Source organism: Arthrobacter sp. 05L421 (genome assembly GCF_056397785.1).
Window position 1 is genome coordinate 53,420 of the sequence record NZ_JBFTOC010000003.1, and the last position, 21,550, is coordinate 74,969.

Here is a 21,550-nt window from a genome sequence, read left to right on the forward strand (position 1 = left end):
ATCGCGTCCGGGCCGCCGTAGCGCGAAAGGACGTAGGCACGCATGCTTAGTCCCTAGTCCCGGGCGGACTCGGTTTCGCCGCCAACCTCGTCCGGCGTGGCTGCTGCCGCCGTGGCTCCCGCCGTCACGTCGACCGGGTCTCCTGCCGGGTCGTCGGCAGGGTCATCGTAGGAGAGGTTCTCGTAGTCGGTGTCGTCCGCCTCGTCGAGCATGTCGTCGAGTTCCCTCAGCAGCCACGGATTGACCCGGGCCAGGATTTTCCGGGTATCCTCGACGGGGACGGCCGCGTAGAGCACGGGGCGGGCGTCGTCGTAGCGGGTGACCGGGGGCTTGTCCGGCCACTTTTCGGCCAGCGCCTTGACCCGCTCGGGCAACGAATTGTGGGCGTTGTCGGCAATTTTCACGAGCGTGGCGTCGTGGTCCTCGGCGATGTACCGGATGCCGGCCTGGTAGTCGTCCGGGTTCTCATGCAGGCGCTTCGTGACCCGTTCGATGATGTCCACGGCATGCTCGGAGACGCCCATGTCCAACAGCGCCTGCCGCGTCATCGGGGTGTCCTCCGCGATGTCGTGGAGGTACCCGGCGATCCGGATGTCGTCGTCGAAGTCTGCCAGAGCATCCCCGACGGCGAGCACATGCTCCCGGTAGGGCCGCTTGAGCTTGTCCTTCTGCCGGTTGTGGGCCACCTCAGCCAGGACCTTGGCTGTCTCGACAGTGAAGCGGGGCTGGGGGCGTGCGGGCTCGGTCATGAATCCAGCCTACGCGCCGCGGCCGTCCGTCCGGGCCCGGATGCCGGTTCCCGGACGCGCCGCCCCCGGCATGCCGGGCCACACCCAGGGCTCGCGCGGCAGCGCGGCGGGGTCGAAGACTGCCAGTGCGTCTTCCAGGCGGCCGGGCGGGAGGCCGACAGACGCCAGCAGCTCGTCCCGGACCTGGTCCGCGGTCACGCCGGCCAGCGCCAGGTCGGCGAGCGTGACGGCGCCGTCCCGCTTGGCCAGACGGGCGCCGTCCGCATTCAGTACCAGCGGCACATGCGCATATTCCGGAACAGGCATATTCAGGAGGGAGGCCAAATGCGCCTGCCGCGGCGTGGACGGCAGCAGGTCATCGCCACGGACCACCTGGTCGATGCCCTGGGCGGCATCGTCCACCACCACGGCCAGGTTGTAGGCGGTCACGCCGTCGTTGCGCCGGAGCACGAAGTCGTCCACCACCCCGGTGTAGTTGCCGTGAAGCACGTCCCGCACCGTCACCTCCGCCACGGCGGAACGCAGCCGGACGGCAGGTGGCCGGGCTGCCCGTTTGGCCTCGCGCTCGGCGCCGGTGAGGTTTCGGCACGTCCCCGGGTAGGCGCCCAGCGGAGCATGCGGCGCGGAAGGGGCCTCCTGGATTTCCCGGCGGGTACAAAAGCACGCGTAGGTCAGGCCGGCCGCCGTCAGCCGCGCTATCGCCTCGGCGTACAGGTGCTCACGGTCCGTCTGGCGCACCACGCCGCCGTCCCAGCTCACCCCGATCGCCGCAAGGTCGCGGAGCTGCTCAGCCTCGGCGCCGGCCCGGGCACGGTCCAGGTCCTCCACCCGCATCAGGAACAGCCGCCCCGTGGACCGGGCGAAGAGCCACGCCAGGATGGCCGTCCGGAGGTTGCCCACGTGCAGTTCGCCGGAAGGGCTGGGGGCGAAGCGGCCAGCTGAGGTCATGGGACAAGCCTATGCGGAGCAGCAGTCAGCCCCACAAACCACAACTCGGGGTCACTTAGCGCCCATCATGCCGTCCCCGATGGGCTCGATCTGACCCCGCGTTGCTTTGGCGGGAGCAGCACAAGAGCCCCTCAGCTACCGATGACTTCGGGAAATCCGACGTCGGTGGCTCAGGGGCTCTTGCCGCGTGGTGGTGCGTTGTGCGGAATGACGATGCGTGAACAAGAGTCAATCAGCGGCGGGTTCCTTGCGGGAGCCTCATCCGGGGCCCGGGTGGTGTGCCGGGGTGTCCGTAGCCTTCGGGATGGTGGCGGTGGCCGCATTCCCTTTGTTGTCACCATTTGAGCAGAAGCCCTACACTTGGTGCAACGGGCCGGAGCCGGAGTGGTCAATCTGATCAACGACAGCTGGGACAGTGAACAGGAAGTGGTCATTTTGCAGGAGCTCGACGCGACCGACCGGCGGATCCTCGCCGCGCTGGACGAAGATCCGCGCGTGCCGGTCATGGTGCTGGCGCAGAAGCTGGGCCTGGCCCGCGGAACGGTTCAGTCCCGCCTGGAGCGGATGTCGGCGTCGGGCGCCCTCCGCCCGAACAGCAGCCGGGTTCTGCCGTCCGCCCTTGGCCGGGGCGTGGCGGCCGCGGTGAGCGCGGAACTGGACCAGAGCCACCTCAACGAGGCGATCGCTGCCCTGCGCAACATCCCGGAAGTACTCGAATGCCACGCCCCGGCCGGTGACACCGATCTCCTGATCCGGGTGGTGGCCAAGAGCCCGGACGATCTCTACCGCGTATCCGAGGAAATCCGGCTCTGCCCCGGCATCGTCCGGACCTCAACGAGCATGTTCCTGCGCGAGGTCATTCCGTACCGGACCACGGGACTGCTCGGCGCCTGAACTCTTCGTCAAGAATCGGCTCCGCCGAGACCGGCCTCCCCGGCTTCCGGTCCGGGGTTAGACCGGCGGCCCGGCGTTGGCCTTCAGGTTCTTCATGACCAGCGTTGACGTCAGGCGTTCGACGCCGGGCAGCGAGGTCAGTTCGCTGTCATAGAAGCGCTGGTAGGACGGAAGGTCCTCCGCGATGACCTTGAGCAGATAGTCCGGCGAGCCGAAGAGCCGCTGGGCCTCCACGATGTTGGGATTGTCGGCCACCCGGTTCTCGAAGATCTCCATCGTGGAACGATCCACCTGCCGCAGGGTCACGAAGACGATCGCCTCGAAACCGAGCCCCACAGCGGCCGGATCAATGTCCGCCCGGTAACCGCGGATGATCCCGGCCGCCTCCAGGTCCCGCAACCGGCGATGGCACGGAGCCACCGTCAGCCCCACCTTGGCGGCCAGGGCTGTGGCAGTCATTCGGCCGTCCGTTTGGAGGTAGCGCAAAATACTTCTGTCAATGTTGTCGATCACGCAATTATCTTACCCAGAAGTGGCGATTCTTCAGTAAATAAGCGAACACTTCCGGGCCGAAATTGCCTAGAGTTTTCCTTGTACCCGCTACGGGGTGCCGCACCCCCTGGAGCCCGCCATGAACCCCCAGCTTTTCCTCGCCTTCCTGGTTGTCGCCGTCGCGCTGGCGTGCACACCCGGCGTCGACTGGGCCTATTCGATCGCGGCCGGGCTGAGGCAGCGCAGCTTCGCGCCCGCCGTCGCCGGGCTCTGTGGCGGCTACGCCCTCCACACGGCGCTGTTGGTGCTGGGCCTGGCGGCACTGCTTGCCGGGATGCCCGGCGTGCTCGGCTGGCTGACGGCCGCGGGCGCCCTCTACCTGCTCTGGCTGGGCTTCAGCACCCTGCGGTCCTGGCGCGGGGCCAGCTTCGGCACCGGCACGGCTGCTCCCGGTGCGGCCGCGCCCGCAAGCCAGTTCCGGATCTTCCTTCAGGGCATGGGCATCAGCGGGATCAATCCCAAGGGCCTGCTGTTCTTCGTGGCTTTGGTGCCGCAGTTCGTCAGCCCTGACGCGGCGCTGCCGGTCCCGGTCCAGTCGGGACTGCTGGGGCTGACTTTCATCCTCCTCGTGGGCGTCATCTACAGCTGCGTGGCACTCCTGGCGCGGAAACTGCTGCAGGCCAGGCCGGGCGCAGCACGCCAGGTGACGCTGGCCAGCGGGATCATCATGCTGGTCCTGGGCGCCCTGCTGCTCGCCGAACAGATCGCGCCCGCCGTCAGCGCAGCTCTGAACCGCGGCTGAGGGCGGGAACCCCGGCTACTTGCGCTGCATGTACCACTCGGTGAAGGACGACGCGCGGCCGTCCGCGGTCAACTGGATGACCCACAGGTTGTCATAGCTTCGGCTGTTGCCCCGGTAGGTCGTCAGGCCCTGAACAAAGGCCCGGCCGCCGTCGACCCCCAGCAGCTTCCACTCAAAGGTCCAGTCATCGGGCTCATCGCGCCCGGCAATCCAGTGCTCGACGATGTCGTCCCGTCCCTGCCACGGTTCGGCTTCCTGCGGGCTGGTGGCATAGATGGCGTCCTCGGTAAACAGCGCCCGGATGTCCTCGGGATCGTTCGTTGTCCACGCCGTGATGTAGTGCTGCATCCAGCGCTCCACCGCATCTCTCATGCCTCGGTTGTACTCCCCGCCATAGGGGCCCGCAAGAGTAGTCGATACGTGTATTTGGCCGCGATCGGACGTGGAAGACTGTCAGTGGTCGTCGGCACGCCCGTATTCGCGGTCCCAGAGTTCGTGCATTTCCGCGTCCTTCCGGATGGCCTTCACGGCCTCCAGCTGTGCCGGTTTGTGGCGCTGCCATTCCCGGGCTCCGAGGGTCTTGCGACCCGCGTCCAGAAGGAGCAGGGCTGTGTCCGTGAGCGCATCGCTGCGGAGGGTGAAGTCTGTCTTCCTGCGCCGCTGGACTTCCTGCAGGGCTGAACGCGAAGCGGTGTAGGCGCCGAGCCTGCGCAGGGACCGGGCACGGACCAGCAACAGCGCGGCGGCCAGATCGTCCGCGTTCAGCAGCCCCTCTGTGTCCGCCACTACATCGGCGTCGCGGCCCAGCTCGGCCTCAAGCGAACAGCGGGCCAGGGCCAGAGGCAGCGACGGCGGCAGGCCGGCAAGCGCCGCGAGCGCCGCCTCCGTCTGGCCGGTCTCGCGCAGGGAATGGGACAGGGCCAGGAACACGGCCTCCTCGCTGAAGAGCACCGGAACCTCGATCCGCTCCGCCACCTCCACCCTCGTGACGACGCCGGCCAGGTACACGGCGGCGTAGCGGTTGGCGTCCTGGTCGTTCCGCAGGCTCAGGCCGTGCTGCAGGAGCTCGGACGCGCGCAGATGACCGCCGTGGGAGTAGGCCAGCAGCCCGGCCATGAGGTAGCAGACTCCGGCCCAGCCGGGGTAGGCGCGGGCCAGGGTGATCAGGCGGTCCGGATCGGTGCTGCCGAAGACGGCGGAGTGCACGGCTTTCCTCCTCTTGGCGGACGTCCGGCCTCCCGCCCTGCCCAGGCGGGGCACGCCGCCCTCGGCCGCCAGCGTCCCGGGGGCCCGGCCTGCCATGAGGCCCGTCACCACGGAGCCCACGTTGCCGGCCAGGCCGCGGACCGGTGTCCGGACCACAGGCTTGCGGAAGGGCGTCAGGTCGCGGGTGTCCGTGTACGGCCTGCGCGGCTCGTCGGGAATTGGGTCGACGGGAATTTGGGCGTCGGGGATCCGGCCGACGGGAATTGGGTCGACGGGAATCCGACCCACGGGAATGTGGCCATCGGGAATGCGGGGGGCGGATTCGCCAGGTCCGGCGCTCATGCCCCCATGGTAGTAGCCACCGGCAGGCCGCTGCTAGGCTGCTGCGGCCACCCAGAGGCCGATCACCCAGGTGCTCGCGGCGAGGCAGGCGAGGCCGAATTCCACGATCATGCCAAAGCCCGTGGCCTTCAGGGCGGCCCAGCTCGAGGCCACCGCCGTGCCGAACACGCGGGTGCGCTGCAGCTCGCTGAGCAGGAGCCCGGCGGCGAAGCCCACGAAGAGCCCCACCACGGGGATGATGAACATGCCGGCAACGCCCAGCACCAGGCCCACCACCACGGAACGGCCCGGGATGCTGTGCGCTTTGAGCTTCCGGCCGGTCAGGACGGCGCTGGCGGCCATGCCGGCCAGGACGAACACGAGCCCGATCCCAAAGACCACCCAGCCGGTCGTTCCGGCGCCGCCCCACAGCGCCCAGGCCAGCAGGCTCACCCCGATCAGGATGCTGCCGGGCAGGACGGGAATGATGGTACCGGCCACGCCCACCAGGATGGCGAGGCCGCAGAGCACAGTCACCAGAGTCTCGGGGTTCATGGGCCCAGTCTAGGTGGCGGCCAGTCTGGGTGGCGGACAATCCAGCCGGAGGTCGGACCCCACTAGGCCCACCAACGGCGGCGCTCCCCCGAAGGCAGCGCCGCCGTCACTGTGTGGGCCGCAGTGTGTCGCGGATCTACTCGGCTTCCACCGCCGCGGCGACAGCAGCGGAGACGGCCGGGGCCACGCGCGGATCAAGCGGGCTGGGCACGATGTAGTCCGCGGAAAGATCGTCCTCGGCCAGTTCTGCGATGGCACGGGCCGCGGCGAGCTTCATGGCGGGCGTGATCCGGCGGGCGCCGGCGTCGAGGGCGCCGCGGAAGATGCCGGGGAAGGCCAGGACGTTGTTGATCTGGTTCGGGAAGTCGCTGCGTCCGGTGGCGACCACAGCCGCGTACTTGCTGGCGACCTCCGGCAGCACTTCCGGGTCCGGGTTGGACAGGGCGAACACGATCGAGCTGTGGTTCATCAGCTTCAAGTGCTCCTCGTCCAGCTTGGCCGAGGAAACACCGACGAACACGTCGGCGCCGAGCAGCGCCTCTCCCGGGCCGCCGGCCACGCCGCGCGGGTTGCTGCGGGCGGCGAGCTGGGCCTTCTTGCTTGCCGGATCGGCGGCGATGTCCGCGCGGTCCGTGCTGATGGTGCCGCGGGAGTCCAGGAGGACGACGTCGCCGATTCCCGCCGTCAGCAGGATTTCGGCGACGGCAATCCCGGCCGCCCCAGCCCCGGAGACCACCACGCGCAGGCTGTCGAGCGTCCGGCCGGTCACCTTGGCGGCATTGGTCAGGGCGGCGAGGACCACGACGGCGGTGCCGTGCTGGTCATCGTGCATGACCGGGCAGTCCAGTGCCTCGATCAGTTTCTCCTCGAGGTCGAAGCAGCGGGGCGCGGCGATGTCCTCCAGGTTGACGGCGCCGAAACTGGGGCGGAGCCGGACAAGCGTCTCGACGATTTCGTCGACGTCGGTGGTGTTGAGGACCAACGGGATGGAGTCGAGCTCGCCGAAAGCCTTGAAGAGCGCGGACTTGCCCTCCATCACGGGCAGCGAGGCGCTGGCGCCGATGTTGCCCAAGCCCAGCACAGCCGTGCCGTCACTGACCACCACGACGAGGCGCTGGGCCCACGTGAGCGTCTTGGCGAGCTCCGGGTTGGCGTGGATGGCGCGGCTGACCTGGGCGACGCCGGGCGTGTAGGCGATGGAGAGGTCGCGCTTGCTGGCGAGCGGGACGGTGCTGGAAATCGAAAGCTTGCCGCCCTCGTGGGATGCGAAGATTTCCTCGTCGCTGAGCACGGCTACTGCCTCAGCCGGGGAGGTGGAATCGGCGGGAATGATCGTTTCAGTGGACACGTCGTTGTCTCCTGGGACTCACCGTGGGCGCACGGCTCATGGAAGCTCAAGCAAGGCTGCTTGAGTTGGTCTGGCGGGGGCGGGCGGCGACCAGAGGTGGCGGTCGCCGGTGGAGCCCCCGGTTTCGCTGGCATCAGCCGTCATCCGGTCCAGCAATCGTAAACAAGACGGCCAGCCGGTTAAGCCGCGGTAGAGCGGTGATGCGCCATGGTGAAACGTTTCCCCACGATGTTAAGTGACCCGGATCACGCGCGGGAGGGTCATTACCGGGTCTCTGGTCTAGACCGGTTACGCGGCCTGCGGGTCTCGCTGTAGGAGGGAGCAGGCCTTCTTCAGGTCCTCCTCCGCTTCGAAGAGGGACAGCCGGCGGCAGCGGACGGCCTGGACCAGCCCCGTAACCGTCAGCAGCAGGACCCGGGCAACTGCGGCGTCGCCGCACGCTGCCGTCACGGCTTTCTCGGCCGTCGCATCGATTTCGCGGAGCAGCCGCGTGGTGTCGGTGTCCTTGACATAGACCGCGCGGTTGAGGGCCTGCTCCACGGCGGGCTGCATCAGGCGCATATGGAAGATCTCCATCACGACGCCCGCGAGGGCCTGGGCCACCATTTTTCCTGCCTCGGGCGAGCTCCCCGCGAGCAGTTCGCCCAGTTGCTTGCGGTACAGCGCCAGGACCAACTGGGTGGAGGACGGGAAATAGCGGTAAAGCGTCCCCAGCGGCACATCCGCCTTGGCCGCCACCTCGGAAAGGACCACGGAGTCCAGGCCCTTGCGGGCGAACCCCGCGGCAACGTCAAGGATCCGCACGTAGCGGAGCCGCTGCCGGGGCAGAGTGGGGGGAGGAGCCATCGGTGGAAGATCTGAGTGAAAATCAGGCATCAGCAGCGTTCCGGGGGTCGTTTTTCTCGGCAGCCGGGCGCCATTCGCCCACCGCGCTGCCGCGGCAATTGCCGTCCACTATACGCCACGAAACTCGGCGCCCGGCCAGTCAACCGGGACACCGGGAAGCCCCCGAACGGAACTCGCGCGGTCAGTCCACGCCCTTGATCTTCACCACGAACACGGCGCCAAGAAGCCCGATCACGGCGGCCGCCACATACAGCGAAACGTATCCTCCCCAGAGGGTCACGAACGGAAAGGCAATGAGCGGGGCGAGCACCTGCGGCAGTGAGTTGGCGACGTTGATGACGCCCAGATCCTTGCCCCGGTTCAGGGCCGTGGGCAGCACCTGGGTGATGAGGGCGAAGTCCACCGCCAGATAGCAGCCGAAGCCGATGCCCAGCACCGACGCGCCGATCAGCGCGCCGGGCCAGGTGGGGGCGAACGCAAGAATGAGGGAGGCCGCGGCGATCACCGCGGAAGAGATGATGACCAGCGGCTTCCGGCGGCCCATCCGGTCGCTCAGCCGGCCGCCGATCACGCTGGTGATGATCACCATGACCGCATACAGCCCTGTGAGGATCAAAACACCAAACTCGGGCTCGATACCTTGGGTTTCGCGAACCCGGACGGCGTCGTGGAGGAAGAACAGCAGGTAGAGGGTGACCATGTGGTTGCCGATGTTCACCAGAAGCCGCGTCAGCCAGGCCCAGGCGAAATCCGGGTGGCGGGCCGGGGAAATCCAAAAACCCCGCACAAAGCCGGCCAGGCTGAACGGCTGACGGGCCCGCGCGGGCAGCGGAACGTCGTCGTTCTTGAAGTAATAGAGCACGACGCCGGCCAGCAGCGCCGCCGCGCACACCAGGTATCCGGCGGCGAAGTTTCCCGTGACGGCGGCGGCGATCACCGCGCCGAGGAGGATCCCGACCGTCTGGCCCATGGCTGCCAGCCCGCCCACCGTGCCGCGCTGCGGGACCGGGACGCGGTCCGGGATGGCGGCGGTGATGGCGGCGTAGGCGCCGTTGCAGCCGGCCTGCACGAGGCACCAGAGCAGTGTCATGACGGCGACGTTCGGCGCCCCGGCCAGCGAGATCAGGGCAGCGGCGCCAAGGACCGCCCCGAACAGCACCCACGGCACGCGGCGGCCCCGCCGGGACGTTGTGCGGTCGCTGAAGGCGCCAAAGAGGGGGTTGGCGACCAGGGACACGGCCGCGCCTGCCCCGGTCACGAGGGCGAGGATGGCCTCCTTGTCCACTTCGCTGAACGCCGCCGCCTGTTGTCCGAGCAGCACCTGGATCGGGCCGAAGAACGCCGCATTGATGCCGAGGTTAACCAGGACCACGCCCGCGGTCCAGACCGGACGGACTCGCCGCTCCGGTTCGGCGAGCGCCGCCGACGTCGGAGCTGAACTCGGTAGGTCGGACAAGCTCATGTGGTTCCCCCCGGAACTGGCGACGCAGGCTGATGATCTGTGTGGGGCCAGACTATCGTGGGGATCGAGATCCGCCGTCTACTTTTCAGCACGTCTACTCTTCAGCACGGGAGAACCAGTGGCCGCATCCAGCGTCAACACCGCCGACCTTTACGATGAGCGCGGCGAGGAACTCAGCTCCCTGGCCGTGCAGTTCCAGTCCCTCGGCGGACAGTCGCACTTCAGCGGACCGGTCCGGACCATCCGGTGCTTCGAGGACAACGCGCTGGTCAAGACCGTGTTGGCCACCCCCGGCAATGGCTCGGTGCTGGTGGTCGACGGCGCCGGCTCCCTCCGCACGGCACTGATGGGGGACATGATTGCCGCGAGCGCGGTCGCGAACGGCTGGGCCGGCGTCGTGATCAACGGCGCCATCAGGGACCGGCTCGCGATCGCGGGGCTGCCGCTGGGGGTCAAGGCGCTGGGCAGCAATCCGCGCAAGAGCGCCAAGGAAGGCGCCGGTGCCATCGACGTGCCGCTGGAGATCGACGGCGTGGCCATCCGCCCCGGTGCGATGATCTGGTGCGATCCGGACGGAATCCTGGTCGAACGCTGACGACTTTATTCGCCCCGAGGTAGTGGCTGGAACATTTGAGCCAGTAACATAGTTACTGAAAGCAACTATCCGCTTGATCCCCACACTTCACCTTGGAGCAGTCATGTCCAAAACCACCTCCGTGCGCGCCGCAGGAGAGGTCCTGACCCACCGTCAGACCATCACCGTCATGGTGGGACTCATGCTCGGCATGTTCCTGTCCTCCCTGGACCAGACGATCGTGTCCACCTCGATCTACACGATCGCCAATGACCTCGACGGCCTTTCCCTGCAGGCCTGGGCCACCACCGCCTACCTCATCACCTCCACGGTGACCACGCCCCTCTACGGCAAGCTCAGCGACATCTTCGGACGCCGCCCCCTGTACCTCATCGCCATCGTGATCTTCCTCGTCGGCTCGCTCTACGCAGGCTCGGTCCACTCCATGACCGAGCTCGCCATTGCCCGCGGGATCCAGGGCATGGGCGCCGGCGGCCTGCTGGCCCTCGCCCTGACGATCATCGGCGACATCGTGGCGCTCAAGGACCGGGCCAAGTACCAGGGCTACTTCATGTCCGTCTTCGGCATCTCCTCCGTCCTGGGCCCGGTGGTCGGCGGCGCCCTCGCAGGCTCCGAGACCATCCTCGGAATCGACGGCTGGCGCTGGGTCTTCCTCATCAACCTGCCGATCGGCCTCGCCGCCCTCGCGGTGGTGTTCATGTACCTGCACCTCCCGGCCAAGCACGTGAAGCAGAAGATCGACTACTGGGGCGCGGCCGCCATCACCCTGGCGATCGTTCCGCTCCTCCTCGTCGCCGAACAGGGCCGCAGCTGGGGCTGGAGCTCCGCCAACTCCTTCCTCTGCTACGGACTGGGCGTTGCAGGCATCATCGCGTTCCTGCTGGCCGAACGGCATGCGAAAGACTACGCACTGATCCCGCTCCGGCTGTTCCAGAACATCACGTTCGGCCTGTCCTCGCTGCTGAACTTCATCATCGGCATCGGCATGTTCGGCGCCATCGCGATGCTCCCGATGTACCTGCAGCTGGTCAAGGGCCTGACCCCCACAGAGGCCGGCCTCATGATGATTACCTTCACCGTGGGCATCCTCACCGGCTCCATCACGGCCGGCCGGACCATCTCGGCCTCAGGCACGTACCGGATCTTCCCGATCCTCGGCACGGCGGTCCTGACCGTTGCCGCCGTCGTGATGGGCCTTTCCCTCGGTGCCGACACGCCGCTGTGGGTTCCGGGCGTCATCGCCGTGTTCTTCGGCCTGGGCCTGGGCTTCTGCATGCAGCCGCTGACGCTGGCCATGCAGGTCTCCGTTCCGTCGAAGGACATGGGCGTGGGCACCTCCTCCGCCGCGTTCTTCCGCTCCATGGGCGGCGCGGTGGGCACGGCCGTGTTCATCTCGATGCTCTTCAGCCTCGCGGCGGACAAGATCGCCACGGGCATGAAGGACGCCGCGCAGAGTGCGGCTTACCTCAAGGTGCTCAAGGATCCGGCCGTGGCTGCCGACCCCGCCAACGCCAAGCTCTACGAGTTCTTCAAGAACGGCGCCAGCAACGATTCACTGAACGACACCAGCTGGTTGCACACCGCCAACTCGACGCTGACCCGCCCCATCACCGAGGGCTTCGCCCAGTCGATCGACGCCGTCATGCTCACGGCCGCGGTGCTCACCGGCATCGCCTTCCTGATCACCTTCGCCCTGCCGAACAAGAAACTCACGGACCCGAAGGCTGCTGCCAAAGAGGCGGTAGCGGCTGCCGCCCACTAGGGCGTTCCTCCGGCTGGTTCCATTTCACGGCAGTTTCACGTCACGGCAGGCAGTCTTTTGGACTGCCTGCCGTTGTCGTGTGCCGTTGTTACCGCGCTCCGGAGAGAGTCCCGACGCCGGAAGCCTGCCCTGCGTGATGCCTTCGGTTTTGGGTCCGGCCGGCACAGCCGACGGCACGCTCAAAGTGTATGTTTCGTCTCACTTTCCCGTGGTTGTGACAGGCGGCACGCCGGCTCGGATGTAAGACTGGGTAGCTGCGGCGAAGGCCGTGGAACGCGAACTGCCGAGGGAGCCGTATGACCATCACCCAGGACCAGACCGCCGCCAAGATCCCGAAACGGGTCATTTGGCTCGCCGTGGCGGGCGCCGTCGGCGGCTTCCTCTTCGGCTTTGACTCCTCCGTCGTCAACGGCGCCGTCGACGCGATCAAGGACGAGTTCGCCCTCAGCGAGGCCGTGACCGGCTTCGCCGTCGCCGTGGCCCTCCTCGGCTGCGCGGCGGGCGCCTACCTGGCCGGCAAGGTCGCCGACCGCTACGGCCGGATCCCGGCCATGAAGCTGGGCGCGCTGCTGTTCCTCGTCAGCGCCATCGGCACCGGGTTCGCGCTCGGTGTCTGGGACCTGATCTTCTGGCGCCTGGTGGGCGGCCTGGGCATCGGCCTGGCCTCGGTTATCGCTCCGGCCTACATTTCCGAGATCTCCCCCCGCCACGTCCGTGGCCGCCTGGCCTCGCTGCAGCAGCTGGCGATCACCACCGGCATCTTCGCCGCCCTCCTCTCCGACGCCGTGTTCGCGACGTCGGCCGGCGGAGCGGACCAGCCCCTGTGGTTCGGCCTGGAAGCGTGGCGCTGGATGTTCATGGCCGCCGCCGTCCCCGCAGTGGTCTACGGCTGGATCGCCTACACCCTGCCCGAATCGCCGCGGTTCCTGGTCTTCCAGGGCAAGAACGAGGAAGCCCTCAAGGTCTTCAAGACGATCGCCCCGGACGAGGACTCGGACCGGCACCTGCGCGACATCAAGAAGGCCATCGACGAGGACAAGCTGGCCGGCCAGAAGGGATCCCTGCGCGGCAAGGCCCTCGGCCTGCAGCCGGTGGTCTGGATCGGCATCATCCTGTCCGTGCTGCAGCAGTTCGTCGGCATCAACGTGATCTTCTACTACTCCACCACCCTGTGGAAGGCCGTGGGCTTCCAGGAAAAGGATTCGCTCACCATCTCCGTGGCCACCGCCATCACCAACATCCTGGTGACGCTCGTGGCGATCGCCCTCGTGGACCGGATCGGGCGCCGTCCCATCATGCTGGCCGGCTCCATCGGCATGGCCCTCTCGTTGGGCACCATGGCCCTGGCCTTCAGCTCGGCCACCGGGTCCGGGGACGCGATCTCGCTGCCCGGCGCGTGGGGTCCGGCCGCGCTGGTGGCCGCCAACGTCTTCGTCATCAGCTTCGGCGCCTCCTGGGGCCCGCTGGTGTGGGTGCTGCTGGGCGAGATCTTCCCGTCCCGCATCCGTGCCCGCGCCCTGGGCCTGGCCGCGGCCGCGCAGTGGATCGCCAACTTCGCCATCACCCTGAGCTTCCCCGTCATGGCCGCGGCCTCGCTGCCGATGACGTACGCCATGTACGCGCTGTTCGCGGCGGCGTCGTTCTTCTTCGTCATGTTCAAGGTGCCGGAGACCAACGGCATGTCCCTGGAACAGGCCGAAACCCTGTTCGTGCCCAAGGGTTCCGCGAAGGAGTCCGCCAAGGCCTGAGCCGGCGCCGTGTGAGGTCGCCGCTTGCTAGACCACGTGCGGCTGGTGCGCGGTGAGGTAGCGGCGCCCGCCGAAGACCACGGCGATCGCGGCCACCATGGCCAGCGCGCCGGCGAAGAAGGGCACCTGCGCGCCGAAGTGCTCACCGAGCTGCGCGGCGGCAAAGGGCGCCAGGGCTCCGCCCATCCAGCGCACGAAGTTGTAGCCGGCGGAGGCCACTGGCCGCGGCGAATCCGAAACGCCCATGGCCAGCTCCGTGTAGATGGTGTTGTTGACGCCCAGGAGTGCCCCGGAGATGACCACGAGAACGACGACGGCGGGCACCGAGTGCCCGGCGGCCAGGCCCAGGCCCACAAGGTCCAGCATCAGCAGGACCAGGGTGCCGATGAGGACCCGGACTGCTCCGAAGCGGTTCTGCAGCACGGGGGCGGCAAACACCGAGAACACGGCCACCGCGACGCCCCAGCCGAAGAACACCCCGCCGATCCCGTAGGCGTCCATGCCGAGGATGAAGGGCGTGAAGGCCAGGACGGTGAAGAAGCCGTAGTTGTAGAACAGTCCGCTGGCCGCCGTCGTCCGCAGTCCCTTGTGCCCGAGGGCAAGCAGCGGATCGCGGAGCCGGACTTTCCGCTCGGGCAGCGGGGTCTTGGGCAACAGGGCGATGAGCGCGATGAAGGCGGAGGCCATCAGCACGGCCGTGCCGAAGAACGGGGCACGCCACTGCCAGCCACCCAGGAGTGCACCCAGGAGCGGGCCGAGGGAAATCCCGAGGCCGAGGGCGGCCTCGTAAAGGATGATCGCCGTGCCGGCCCCGCCGCTTGCGACGCCGACAATCACGGCCAGTGCCGTGGCCACGAACAGGGCGTTGCCCAGTCCCCAGCCGGCGCGGAAGCCGATGAGCTCAGACACGCTGCCCGAGGTGCCGGACAGCGAGGCGAAGACGACGATCACCGCCAGTCCGATCAGCAGCGTCCGCTTCCCGCCGATGCGTGAGGAGACGTAGCCGGTGATCAGCATGGCGACTGCGGTCACGAGGAAATAGCTCGTGAAGAGCAGCGACACCTGGCTCGGGGAGGCGTCCAGGTTCTTGGCGATCGCCGGCAGGATGGGGTCCACCAGCCCGATGCCCATGAAAGCGAACACCGCCGCGAGGGCCGTCGCCCACACTGCTTTGGGCTGTTTGAGTAGCGAGGCCTTCTCGGCCTCGAGGGTAACTTCGGCTGCCGGCAGGGTGTCGGCGGGGTGGCCGTGCATGGGGGGAACTCCTAAATGATGGGAAATTCGGTTGGGTATCAGGCCTGGAGCGTCGCGTTGATCCGGCCAATGACCGGAAGGGCGGCGGCGAGGGCGGCGCGGTCATCGTCCGGGAGGGACGAGAGGATGCCGGCCATGACGGCGTTGCGGCGCTCATTGGCGGAGGCGACGGCGGCGAGGCCGGCTTCCGTGAGGGTCACACGGACGGCGCGGGAGTCGCTGGGGTCCGGTTCCCGGCGGGCGAGACCGGCCCGCTCGAGCTTGATGATCTGCTCGGTGGCGCTGGGCACTTTGACGCCGAGGTTCCGGGCGATTTCTCCCACCCGCACTCCACTGGCGAGGGAAGCGTTGCCTTCGGTTGCGGGTGCGGCGTCCATCAGCATCTTGAGCAGGCTGATCTGGGCGGCGCTGAGTTCGCCTTCGGCGTCGAGACGGCGCACGAGGTAGATGCTGTGGCGGAGGGCCTCGCGGAAATCCTGGGCGAGGGCGAGAAGGCCGGGGTCAGCCGGTTCACTGGCGTACATAGTTAGGTAGCCTAACAGTTAGGCTACCTAATGGTCAAGGAAGACGGGTTGCTATCGCTCTGGGTGGCCAAAACCGGCGAATAGCAACCGTAGGTGATAGCTCAACGGGCGGGTGAGGGCTTAAAAAACGCCGACGCCGGAACTCGCGTGAGTTCCGGCGTCGGCCCAGCTAGCGTTAATCAGACGACGGCCTTGGCTTCCTCGATGAGGGAGGAGACCGCGGCGAAGAGCGGGTGGTCCGCCGCCAGACCGGTAATCGTCTCCGTGGCCTCGTCCGGGGTGGACGCGGAGAGGATTTTCGCCAGCTCAACGGCCTCGGCGTCGGCCGGATCGTTGAAGCGCAGGGCCGCGGCGATCGCCCCGAGCAGCGCCTCGGGGACAATTCCGCGCTCGGCCAGCTCGGCAGCAGGGCCGATGAAGCGTTCGTGCCTGCTGAGTTTGCGCAGCGGGGCACGGCCCACCCGGTTGACGGTGTCCGGCAGGTGCGGGTTGGAGAAGCGGCCCAGGATATTCTCCACGTACGCCTCCTGATCCCCGCGGTTGAAGCCGTGCTTGGCCACCAGCAGCTCCTTGGTTTCGTCCAGGACGGCGCGCACGTCGGCCGCGACGTCCTGATCGGCCATGGCCTCGGAAATCTTGTCCAGGCCGGCCTCGAAACCGAAGTAGGCCGCCGCCGCGTGGCCCGTGTTGACGGTGAACAGCTTCCGTTCGATGTACGGCTCCAGATCGTCCACGAAGGTCGCGCCCGGGATCACCGGCGCCTGCCCGGTGAACGGGGTGCGGTCGATCACCCACTCATAGAACGTCTCCACCGTGACGTCCAGGCCCTGCCCGGCTTCCTGATTGGGGACGATCCGGTCCACTGCCGTGTTGGCAAACACGGCGCCAGCGTCCAGGGACCCGGCGGCCGGATCCCACTGGGCAGCGACTTCGGACTTGAGGTTGTCGGTCGCGTTGATCGCGTTCTCACACGCCATCACCTGCAGCGGCGCCAGCCCGGGGGCGCGGGCCGCGATCCCCCTGGCAATCACCGGCGCCACAAACTTCAGGATGTGCGGCCCGACGGCGGTGGTGACGATGTCCGCCGTCGCGATTTCCGCCACGACGTCGGCTTCCTGGGTGCCGGAGTTCAGCGCACGGAAGTTGTCGATGGTGCGGACGGCGGGGTGCTCTCCCACTTCGTGGACCTGGTAGCTGTCTGCGGCGTCCAGCTGGGTGATGAGGGCGTCCGCGACGTCGGCGAACACCACCTCATACCCGGCCTCGTGCAGCAGCAGGCCCACGAATCCGCGCCCGATGTTTCCGGCTCCGAAATGAACAGCCTTCACTAGGAGTTGACCTTTCCGAACAGGGCCAGCACTTCGTCAACCGTGGTGGCCGCCTCAAGCTGGGCCACCTGGGCCTTGTTGGTGAAGACCTTGGCGATCGAGGACAGGATGTGCAGGTGTTCGTTGTTGACGCCGGCCACGCCGACCACGAACTTCACTTCCTTGCCGTTCCAGTCGATGCCGTTCGGGTAGCGGATCACCGATACCGCAGACTTCATGATGTGGTCCTTCGCGGCGTTGGTGCCGTGCGGGATGGCGAGGAAGCTGCCCATGTAGGTGGAGACGGATTCCTCGCGTTCGTGCATGGCGTCAATGTAGCCGGAGTCGACGGCGCCGCGGTCCAGCAGCAGCTGCCCGGCCTCATCGATCGCGGCGTCCCGCGTGGTGGCGGTGCCGTGGAGGATGACGCTTTCGGCCACCAGGATGCCCGCAGGACCCGTGTCGGCGTCCGGCTCGGCGTCTGCAGGGGCCTCGGGAGTGCCGACGGCGGCAGCGGCAGGGGCCGCACCCGCGGTGCCGGCCGCCGGCGTCTCAGCTTCCGTGTTGCTGGCCTTGACCAGCTCCACGATCTCGTCGTACCGCGGGCTGTTCATGAAGTTGTCCACGGAGACATGCACGGCGCTTTCGGTCGCGGGCTTGGCCCGCTCGGTCAGGTCCTGGTGGGTGATGACGACGTCGTACGTGTCGCTGAGGTTGGCGATTGCGGAGTTGGTGACCTTGACGTCCGTGAACCCGGCGGCCTTGATCTTGTTGCGGAGCACGGAGGCGCCCATCGCGCTGGAGCCCATTCCGGCGTCGCACGCAAAGACGATGTTCTTGATCGGGGTCGCCAGGACGGCGACGCCGCTGGCGCCCACGCCCTCACCGATCAGGGCCGCGGAAACCGAGCTCTTCTTGCCCTTCAGGGCCTCCATCCGGTGCGTGGCCTGGCCGAGGTCGTCTTCCGCTGGCGCCTTGCTGGCCTTCAGGATCACCGATCCGATGAGGAAGGACACCGTGGTGGCGAACAGAACCGAGAGGGTCACGCCGACGTAGCTGTCGCGTGCGGTGGAGGCGTAGACAGCGATGATGCTGCCCGGGGCGGCCGGGGACCGGAGGCCGGCGCCGGTGACCACCAGGGTGAAGATGCCGGTCATGCCGCCGCCGATCGCGGCGAAGATCATCATCGGCTTCATCAGGACATACGGGAAATAGATCTCGTGGATGCCGCCGATGAACTGGATCACTGCCGCGCCGGGAGCGGACGCCTTGGCCAGGCCCTTGCCGAAGAACGAGTAGGCGAGCAGGACGCCGAAGCCGGGACCGGGGTTGGCTTCGAGCAGGAACAGGATGGACTTGCCCTGCTCGAGCGCCTGCTGGGTGCCGAGCGGGGTGAGGATGCCGTGGTTGACGGCGTTGTTCAGGAACAGGACCTTGGCGGGTTCGATGAAGATGCTGGTGAAGGGCAGCAGGCCGTTCGCCACAAGGAATTCGACCACGGCGCTGGCGCCGTTGCTGAAGGCCTTCACGATGGGGCCGACTATCAGCATGCCGACGACCGCCATGGCGGCGGCCAGGATGCCGGCCGAGAAGTTGTCGATCAGCATTTCGAAGCCGGGTTTGACCCGGCCTTCCCAGATCTTGTCCGCCTTCATCATCAGCCACGCGGTGAGCGGGCCCAGGATCATGGCGCCGATGAACATCGGAATATCGGTTCCGACGATCACACCCATCGTGGCCACGGCACCCACCACGCCGCCACGCACGCCGTAGACCATCCGGCCACCGGTGTAGCCGATCAGGAGCGGGAGCAGGTACGTGATCATCGGACCGACCAGCTTGCCGAGCTCGGCATTGGGGAAGAAGCCCGCCGGGATGAAGAGCGCCGTGATGAAGCCCCACGCGATGAACGCGCCGATGTTGGGCATGATCATGCCGGACAGGAACGTCCCAAATTTTTGGACGTGTACCCGCACGCTGGTCTTTGGTTTCGCAACTGTATCTGTTGCCATGTGAATTCCTAACCGTTGTTCCCGCTGCTTTGCGGGATGGTCCGATAATTTCGCCGAGCTAGCTGGTGGAGCTGGTGGAGATCCGGTGGAGCCATTCGAGGAAGAGCTTGAGTTCCGAGCTGGAGAGCTGGTCCGAGTGGGACGCCTGGAGTGCTGCGTTCAATGCGATGGCCGCCACAACCACTGAGGATTTTCCGCTGTCATCAGAACCGTTGTCCCGGGCCTGCTCGGCGGAAACCGCAAAGATCATGGCGTCGCGGGTCATGGTGGAGAGCTCAAGGTTCCGCTCCGGCACCTTTTCCGCGATCAGCATGAGGGTCACGCCCACGTTGGCAGCCAGGATGGACCTGGCCGCCTCCTTGGGCGGGACGTTGAGCTGGCCGGAGACCGCCGCCTTGTTCAGCATCTCCTCCATGAGGGCCTCGGCATCGGCGACGATGGCCGGACGGCTCTCAGGGCGGATATTGCCAAACATGACGAGGTACAGTTCCGGCTGATTCAGCCCGAACTGGACATGGTTGTCCCACATCCTGCGGATGTCCTCCAGCGGTTGGCCAGAGGGCGCGAAGTCACGTTCGCCCGCGACATATTCGTCGAAGCCTGCTGCGACGACGGCGTCGAACAGCCCTTCCTTGTCACCAAAGTGGTGGTAGAGGGTCGGTGCCGTAACACCGGCCAGCTGTGTGATCTGGCGGGTCGAGACTGCGGATCCGCCCGAGTTGGCCAGCAGCTCGGCGGCTGCACGCAGCAGCCGGGCCTTGGGTGGTAGCTGGCCATCGTTACTCATAACCGCTACCCTAGCACCTATAGCAACGCTATATGAACTGCATCACATACAATTTTTGCAGGTGCCGTGACCCGCCCGTTGACGTAGCCGTCAGCCGCAGGCACAAATGATCAGCAGGGTCAGCGGCGGCACCTGGTTTACCGGCTTAGTGGCCACTGGCCTACGACAGAGAATGAGGACCTTCAGTGCAGAACTTCCCAGGAGTAGGCGTTAGCCCAGGCCGCATCATCGGCACCATCCGGCAGATGCCCAAACCGATCAGCGAACCGCCCGCCGGAGAGGAGCTTCCCGCCGGCGTCACGGCAGAAGACGCGACGGCGGCACTGAAGGCCGCGGCGAAATCCGTCCACGACGAACTCAAGGCCCGTTCCGAGACCGTCACCGGCGACGGCAAGGCCGTCCTCGAAGCCACCGCCCTCATGGCCACCGACACGATGCTGCTCAAATCCGCCGCCAAGCTGATCGGCCGCGGCACGTCCGGGCAGCGGGCAATCTGGGAGGCCGGCGCCTCCGTCTCGGAAATGCTGCACAACCTTGGCGGCTACATGGCCGAGCGCGCCACGGACGTCCTGGATGTCCGGGCCCGGATCGTGGCGGAACTGCGCGGGGTTCCCGCGCCGGGCATCCCCGTATCCTCCACCCCGTTCATCCTCATCGCCGAGGACCTGGCCCCAGCTGATACCGCCACCCTGGACCCGGAAAAGGTCCTTGCTCTGGTCACTGCCGGCGGCGGGCCGCAGTCGCACACCGCGATCATCGCCCGCTCGCTGGGCCTGCCGGCCGTGGTCGCCGCCGTCGGGGTCGACGAGCTCGCCGACGGCACCGAGGTGTACGTGGACGGCGCGGCCGGCCTCATCACCGCGAACCCGGATGAGTCCCAGCGCGCGGCCGCAGCCCACTGGGCCGCCACGGCCTCGCTGCTGTCCGCGTTTGACGGGACGGGCACGACGTCGGACGGCCACCTCGTGCCGCTCCTCGCCAACGTCGGCGGCGCCAAGGACGCCGTGGCCGCGGCCGGCCTGAACGCCCAGGGCGTGGGACTGTTCCGGACCGAGTTCTGCTTCCTCGAGCGGGACACCGAACCGACCGTGGAGGAACAGGCTGCCGCCTACCAGGGCGTCTTCGACGCCTTCCCGGGCAAGAAGGTAGTGCTCCGCACGCTCGACGCCGGCGCGGACAAGCCGCTGCCGTTCCTGACCGACGCCACCGAGCCCAACCCCGCCCTGGGCGTCCGCGGCTACCGGACCGATTTCACCACGCCGGGGGTCTTGGAGCGCCAGCTGCAGGCAATCGCGCTGGCCGAGAAGGCATCCGAGGCCGACGTCTGGGTGATGGCCCCGATGATTTCCACCGCGGAGGAGGCGGCCCGTTTTGCCTCGCTGTGCGCCACGGCAGGGATCAAGACCCCCGGCGTCATGGTGGAGGTCCCGTCCGCCGCCCTGACGGCAGAGGCCATCCTCCGCGAAGTCGGCTTCGCAAGCCTGGGCACCAACGACCTCACCCAGTACGCCATGGCCGCCGACCGCCAGCTCGGCCCGCTGGCCGCCCTGAACACGCCCTGGCAGCCTGCCGTGCTGCGGCTCGTGGGCCTGACGGTGGAGGGTTCGGCAGCCGAGGGGCACAACAAGCCGGTGGGGGTGTGCGGCGAGGCCGCCGCGGACCCGGCCCTCGCCGTCGTCCTCACGGGGCTGGGCGTCACCACCCTGTCCATGACGGCGCGTTCCATCGCGGCCGTCGCCGCCGTGCTGAAGACCGTCACCCTGGCCGAAGCGCAGGAGCTGGCCAAGCTGGCCTTGTCCGCGCCGAGCGCAACTGAGGCCCGGGCCTGGGTCCGGGCAAAACTGCCGGTTCTGGAGGACCTTGGGCTGTAACCGCGCGGCAGCCGGCCGGCCCGCAGCTGGTGGGCCCGCGGGCCGGCCCACCGGCGGGCCCTTCCGT

General features: G+C 67.6%; 20 protein-coding genes. 6 read left to right on the top strand and 14 right to left on the bottom strand.

The window, feature by feature from the left end; genetic code table 11:
• Window positions 1-53: 53 nt before the first annotated feature.
• Together AC1DKQ_RS05130 and gluQRS are read right to left on the bottom strand one after the other, a co-directional pair.
• A complete protein-coding gene (locus tag AC1DKQ_RS05130) occupies window positions 54-749 on the bottom strand; it encodes an HD domain-containing protein (RefSeq protein WP_476882967.1) in 696 nt (231 codons plus the stop codon).
• A 9-nt stretch (window positions 750-758) separates the two neighbouring features.
• Complete coding sequence (gene gluQRS, locus AC1DKQ_RS05135; RefSeq protein ID WP_476882968.1) at window positions 759-1,697, bottom strand: tRNA glutamyl-Q(34) synthetase GluQRS; 939 nt, start codon at window positions 1,695-1,697, stop codon at window positions 759-761.
• A gap of 435 nt (window positions 1,698-2,132) precedes the next feature.
• On the opposite strand from gluQRS, the gene AC1DKQ_RS05140 reads away from it, so the two are divergent.
• Window positions 2,133-2,591 carry an Lrp/AsnC family transcriptional regulator gene (locus AC1DKQ_RS05140; protein WP_176803545.1) on the top strand — a complete coding sequence of 153 codons (459 nt, stop codon included), beginning with the start codon at window positions 2,133-2,135 and terminating at the stop codon, window positions 2,589-2,591.
• Window positions 2,592-2,648: 57 nt separating this feature from the next.
• On the opposite strand, the gene AC1DKQ_RS05145 is transcribed toward AC1DKQ_RS05140, so the two are convergent.
• Window positions 2,649-3,104, bottom strand: coding sequence for an Lrp/AsnC family transcriptional regulator (locus AC1DKQ_RS05145; RefSeq protein ID WP_476882969.1), 456 nt, complete (start codon window positions 3,102-3,104; stop codon window positions 2,649-2,651).
• Window positions 3,105-3,222: 118 nt separating this feature from the next.
• Between AC1DKQ_RS05145 and AC1DKQ_RS05150 the strand changes: the two genes are divergently transcribed.
• The gene (locus tag AC1DKQ_RS05150; protein WP_476882970.1) at window positions 3,223-3,885 is read left to right on the top strand and encodes a LysE family translocator; all 663 of its coding nucleotides are present in this window, start codon (window positions 3,223-3,225) and stop codon (window positions 3,883-3,885) included.
• 15 nt (window positions 3,886-3,900) lie between these two features.
• Here AC1DKQ_RS05150 and AC1DKQ_RS05155 read toward each other — a convergent pair whose 3' ends face one another.
• From AC1DKQ_RS05155 to AC1DKQ_RS05180, 6 genes are all read right to left on the bottom strand, one after another.
• Window positions 3,901-4,257, bottom strand: coding sequence for a nuclear transport factor 2 family protein (locus AC1DKQ_RS05155; protein WP_476882971.1), 357 nt, complete (start codon window positions 4,255-4,257; stop codon window positions 3,901-3,903).
• An 81-nt stretch (window positions 4,258-4,338) separates the two neighbouring features.
• The gene (locus AC1DKQ_RS05160) at window positions 4,339-5,433 is read right to left on the bottom strand and encodes a hypothetical protein (RefSeq protein WP_476882972.1); all 1,095 of its coding nucleotides are present in this window, start codon (window positions 5,431-5,433) and stop codon (window positions 4,339-4,341) included.
• A gap of 33 nt (window positions 5,434-5,466) precedes the next feature.
• The gene (locus AC1DKQ_RS05165; RefSeq protein WP_476882973.1) at window positions 5,467-5,967 is read right to left on the bottom strand and encodes a DUF456 domain-containing protein; all 501 of its coding nucleotides are present in this window, start codon (window positions 5,965-5,967) and stop codon (window positions 5,467-5,469) included.
• Between the two features lie 136 nt (window positions 5,968-6,103).
• Window positions 6,104-7,297 carry an NAD(P)-dependent malic enzyme gene (locus AC1DKQ_RS05170; protein WP_476883233.1) on the bottom strand — a complete coding sequence of 398 codons (1,194 nt, stop codon included), beginning with the start codon at window positions 7,295-7,297 and terminating at the stop codon, window positions 6,104-6,106.
• 306 nt (window positions 7,298-7,603) lie between these two features.
• A complete protein-coding gene (locus AC1DKQ_RS05175; protein WP_476882974.1) occupies window positions 7,604-8,161 on the bottom strand; it encodes a helix-turn-helix domain-containing protein in 558 nt (185 codons plus the stop codon).
• 181 nt (window positions 8,162-8,342) lie between these two features.
• Window positions 8,343-9,623, bottom strand: coding sequence for an MFS transporter (locus AC1DKQ_RS05180; RefSeq protein ID WP_476882975.1), 1,281 nt, complete (start codon window positions 9,621-9,623; stop codon window positions 8,343-8,345).
• Between the two features lie 118 nt (window positions 9,624-9,741).
• On the opposite strand from AC1DKQ_RS05180, the gene rraA reads away from it, so the two are divergent.
• The 3 genes from rraA (at window position 9,742) to AC1DKQ_RS05195 (ending at window position 13,728) form a co-directional block, all read left to right on the top strand.
• A complete protein-coding gene (rraA, locus tag AC1DKQ_RS05185) occupies window positions 9,742-10,218 on the top strand; it encodes a ribonuclease E activity regulator RraA (RefSeq protein WP_476882976.1) in 477 nt (158 codons plus the stop codon).
• 103 nt (window positions 10,219-10,321) lie between these two features.
• Window positions 10,322-11,980: an MDR family MFS transporter gene (locus AC1DKQ_RS05190; RefSeq protein WP_476918378.1), complete on the top strand. Its 1,659-nt coding sequence runs from the start codon at window positions 10,322-10,324 to the stop codon at window positions 11,978-11,980.
• Window positions 11,981-12,276: 296 nt separating this feature from the next.
• Window positions 12,277-13,728, top strand: coding sequence for a sugar porter family MFS transporter (locus AC1DKQ_RS05195; RefSeq protein WP_476918379.1), 1,452 nt, complete (start codon window positions 12,277-12,279; stop codon window positions 13,726-13,728).
• A gap of 27 nt (window positions 13,729-13,755) precedes the next feature.
• On the opposite strand, the gene AC1DKQ_RS05200 is transcribed toward AC1DKQ_RS05195, so the two are convergent.
• The 5 genes from AC1DKQ_RS05200 to AC1DKQ_RS05220 form a co-directional block, all read right to left on the bottom strand.
• Window positions 13,756-14,982: an MFS transporter gene (locus AC1DKQ_RS05200; protein ID WP_476918380.1), complete on the bottom strand. Its 1,227-nt coding sequence runs from the start codon at window positions 14,980-14,982 to the stop codon at window positions 13,756-13,758.
• A 38-nt stretch (window positions 14,983-15,020) separates the two neighbouring features.
• On the bottom strand, window positions 15,021-15,506 hold the full coding sequence (locus tag AC1DKQ_RS05205; protein ID WP_476918381.1) for a MarR family winged helix-turn-helix transcriptional regulator: 486 nt from the start codon (window positions 15,504-15,506) through the stop codon (window positions 15,021-15,023).
• Window positions 15,507-15,685: 179 nt separating this feature from the next.
• A complete protein-coding gene (locus AC1DKQ_RS05210; protein WP_476918382.1) occupies window positions 15,686-16,834 on the bottom strand; it encodes a mannitol-1-phosphate 5-dehydrogenase in 1,149 nt (382 codons plus the stop codon).
• Window positions 16,834-18,825 carry a PTS mannitol transporter subunit IICBA gene (locus tag AC1DKQ_RS05215; protein WP_476918383.1) on the bottom strand — a complete coding sequence of 664 codons (1,992 nt, stop codon included), beginning with the start codon at window positions 18,823-18,825 and terminating at the stop codon, window positions 16,834-16,836. Before AC1DKQ_RS05215 ends, AC1DKQ_RS05210 begins: the two co-directional genes overlap by 1 nt.
• A 58-nt stretch (window positions 18,826-18,883) precedes the next feature.
• Window positions 18,884-19,612 (bottom strand): TetR/AcrR family transcriptional regulator, encoded by a 729-nt coding sequence (locus AC1DKQ_RS05220; RefSeq protein WP_476882983.1) that lies wholly within the window; start codon window positions 19,610-19,612, stop codon window positions 18,884-18,886.
• Between the two features lie 185 nt (window positions 19,613-19,797).
• Here AC1DKQ_RS05220 and ptsP point away from each other — a divergent pair, with 185 nt between their 5' ends.
• On the top strand, window positions 19,798-21,483 hold the full coding sequence (gene ptsP / locus AC1DKQ_RS05225; RefSeq protein WP_476918384.1) for a phosphoenolpyruvate--protein phosphotransferase: 1,686 nt from the start codon (window positions 19,798-19,800) through the stop codon (window positions 21,481-21,483).
• The last annotated feature ends 67 nt before the right edge of the window (window positions 21,484-21,550 follow it).

Bases quoted from the DNA above. Each gene is read 5' to 3' on its own strand.
- AC1DKQ_RS05130 (WP_476882967.1), bottom strand. From the start codon at position 749: ATGACCGAGCCCGCACGCCCCCAGCCCCGCTTCACTGTCGAGACAGCC.
- gluQRS (WP_476882968.1), bottom strand. From the start codon at position 1,697: ATGACCTCAGCTGGCCGCTTCGCCCCCAGCCCTTCCGGCGAACTGCAC.
- AC1DKQ_RS05150 (WP_476882970.1), top strand. From the start codon at position 3,223: ATGAACCCCCAGCTTTTCCTCGCCTTCCTGGTTGTCGCCGTCGCGCTG.
- AC1DKQ_RS05155 (WP_476882971.1), bottom strand. From the start codon at position 4,257: ATGAGAGATGCGGTGGAGCGCTGGATGCAGCACTACATCACGGCGTGG.
- AC1DKQ_RS05160 (WP_476882972.1), bottom strand. From the start codon at position 5,433: ATGAGCGCCGGACCTGGCGAATCCGCCCCCCGCATTCCCGATGGCCAC.
- AC1DKQ_RS05165 (WP_476882973.1), bottom strand. From the start codon at position 5,967: ATGAACCCCGAGACTCTGGTGACTGTGCTCTGCGGCCTCGCCATCCTG.
- AC1DKQ_RS05175 (WP_476882974.1), bottom strand. From the start codon at position 8,161: ATGGCTCCTCCCCCCACTCTGCCCCGGCAGCGGCTCCGCTACGTGCGG.
- AC1DKQ_RS05180 (WP_476882975.1), bottom strand. From the start codon at position 9,623: ATGAGCTTGTCCGACCTACCGAGTTCAGCTCCGACGTCGGCGGCGCTC.
- AC1DKQ_RS05190 (WP_476918378.1), top strand. From the start codon at position 10,322: ATGTCCAAAACCACCTCCGTGCGCGCCGCAGGAGAGGTCCTGACCCAC.
- AC1DKQ_RS05195 (WP_476918379.1), top strand. From the start codon at position 12,277: ATGACCATCACCCAGGACCAGACCGCCGCCAAGATCCCGAAACGGGTC.
- AC1DKQ_RS05200 (WP_476918380.1), bottom strand. From the start codon at position 14,982: ATGCACGGCCACCCCGCCGACACCCTGCCGGCAGCCGAAGTTACCCTC.
- AC1DKQ_RS05205 (WP_476918381.1), bottom strand. From the start codon at position 15,506: ATGTACGCCAGTGAACCGGCTGACCCCGGCCTTCTCGCCCTCGCCCAG.
- AC1DKQ_RS05215 (WP_476918383.1), bottom strand. From the start codon at position 18,825: ATGGCAACAGATACAGTTGCGAAACCAAAGACCAGCGTGCGGGTACAC.
- AC1DKQ_RS05220 (WP_476882983.1), bottom strand. From the start codon at position 19,612: ATGAGTAACGATGGCCAGCTACCACCCAAGGCCCGGCTGCTGCGTGCA.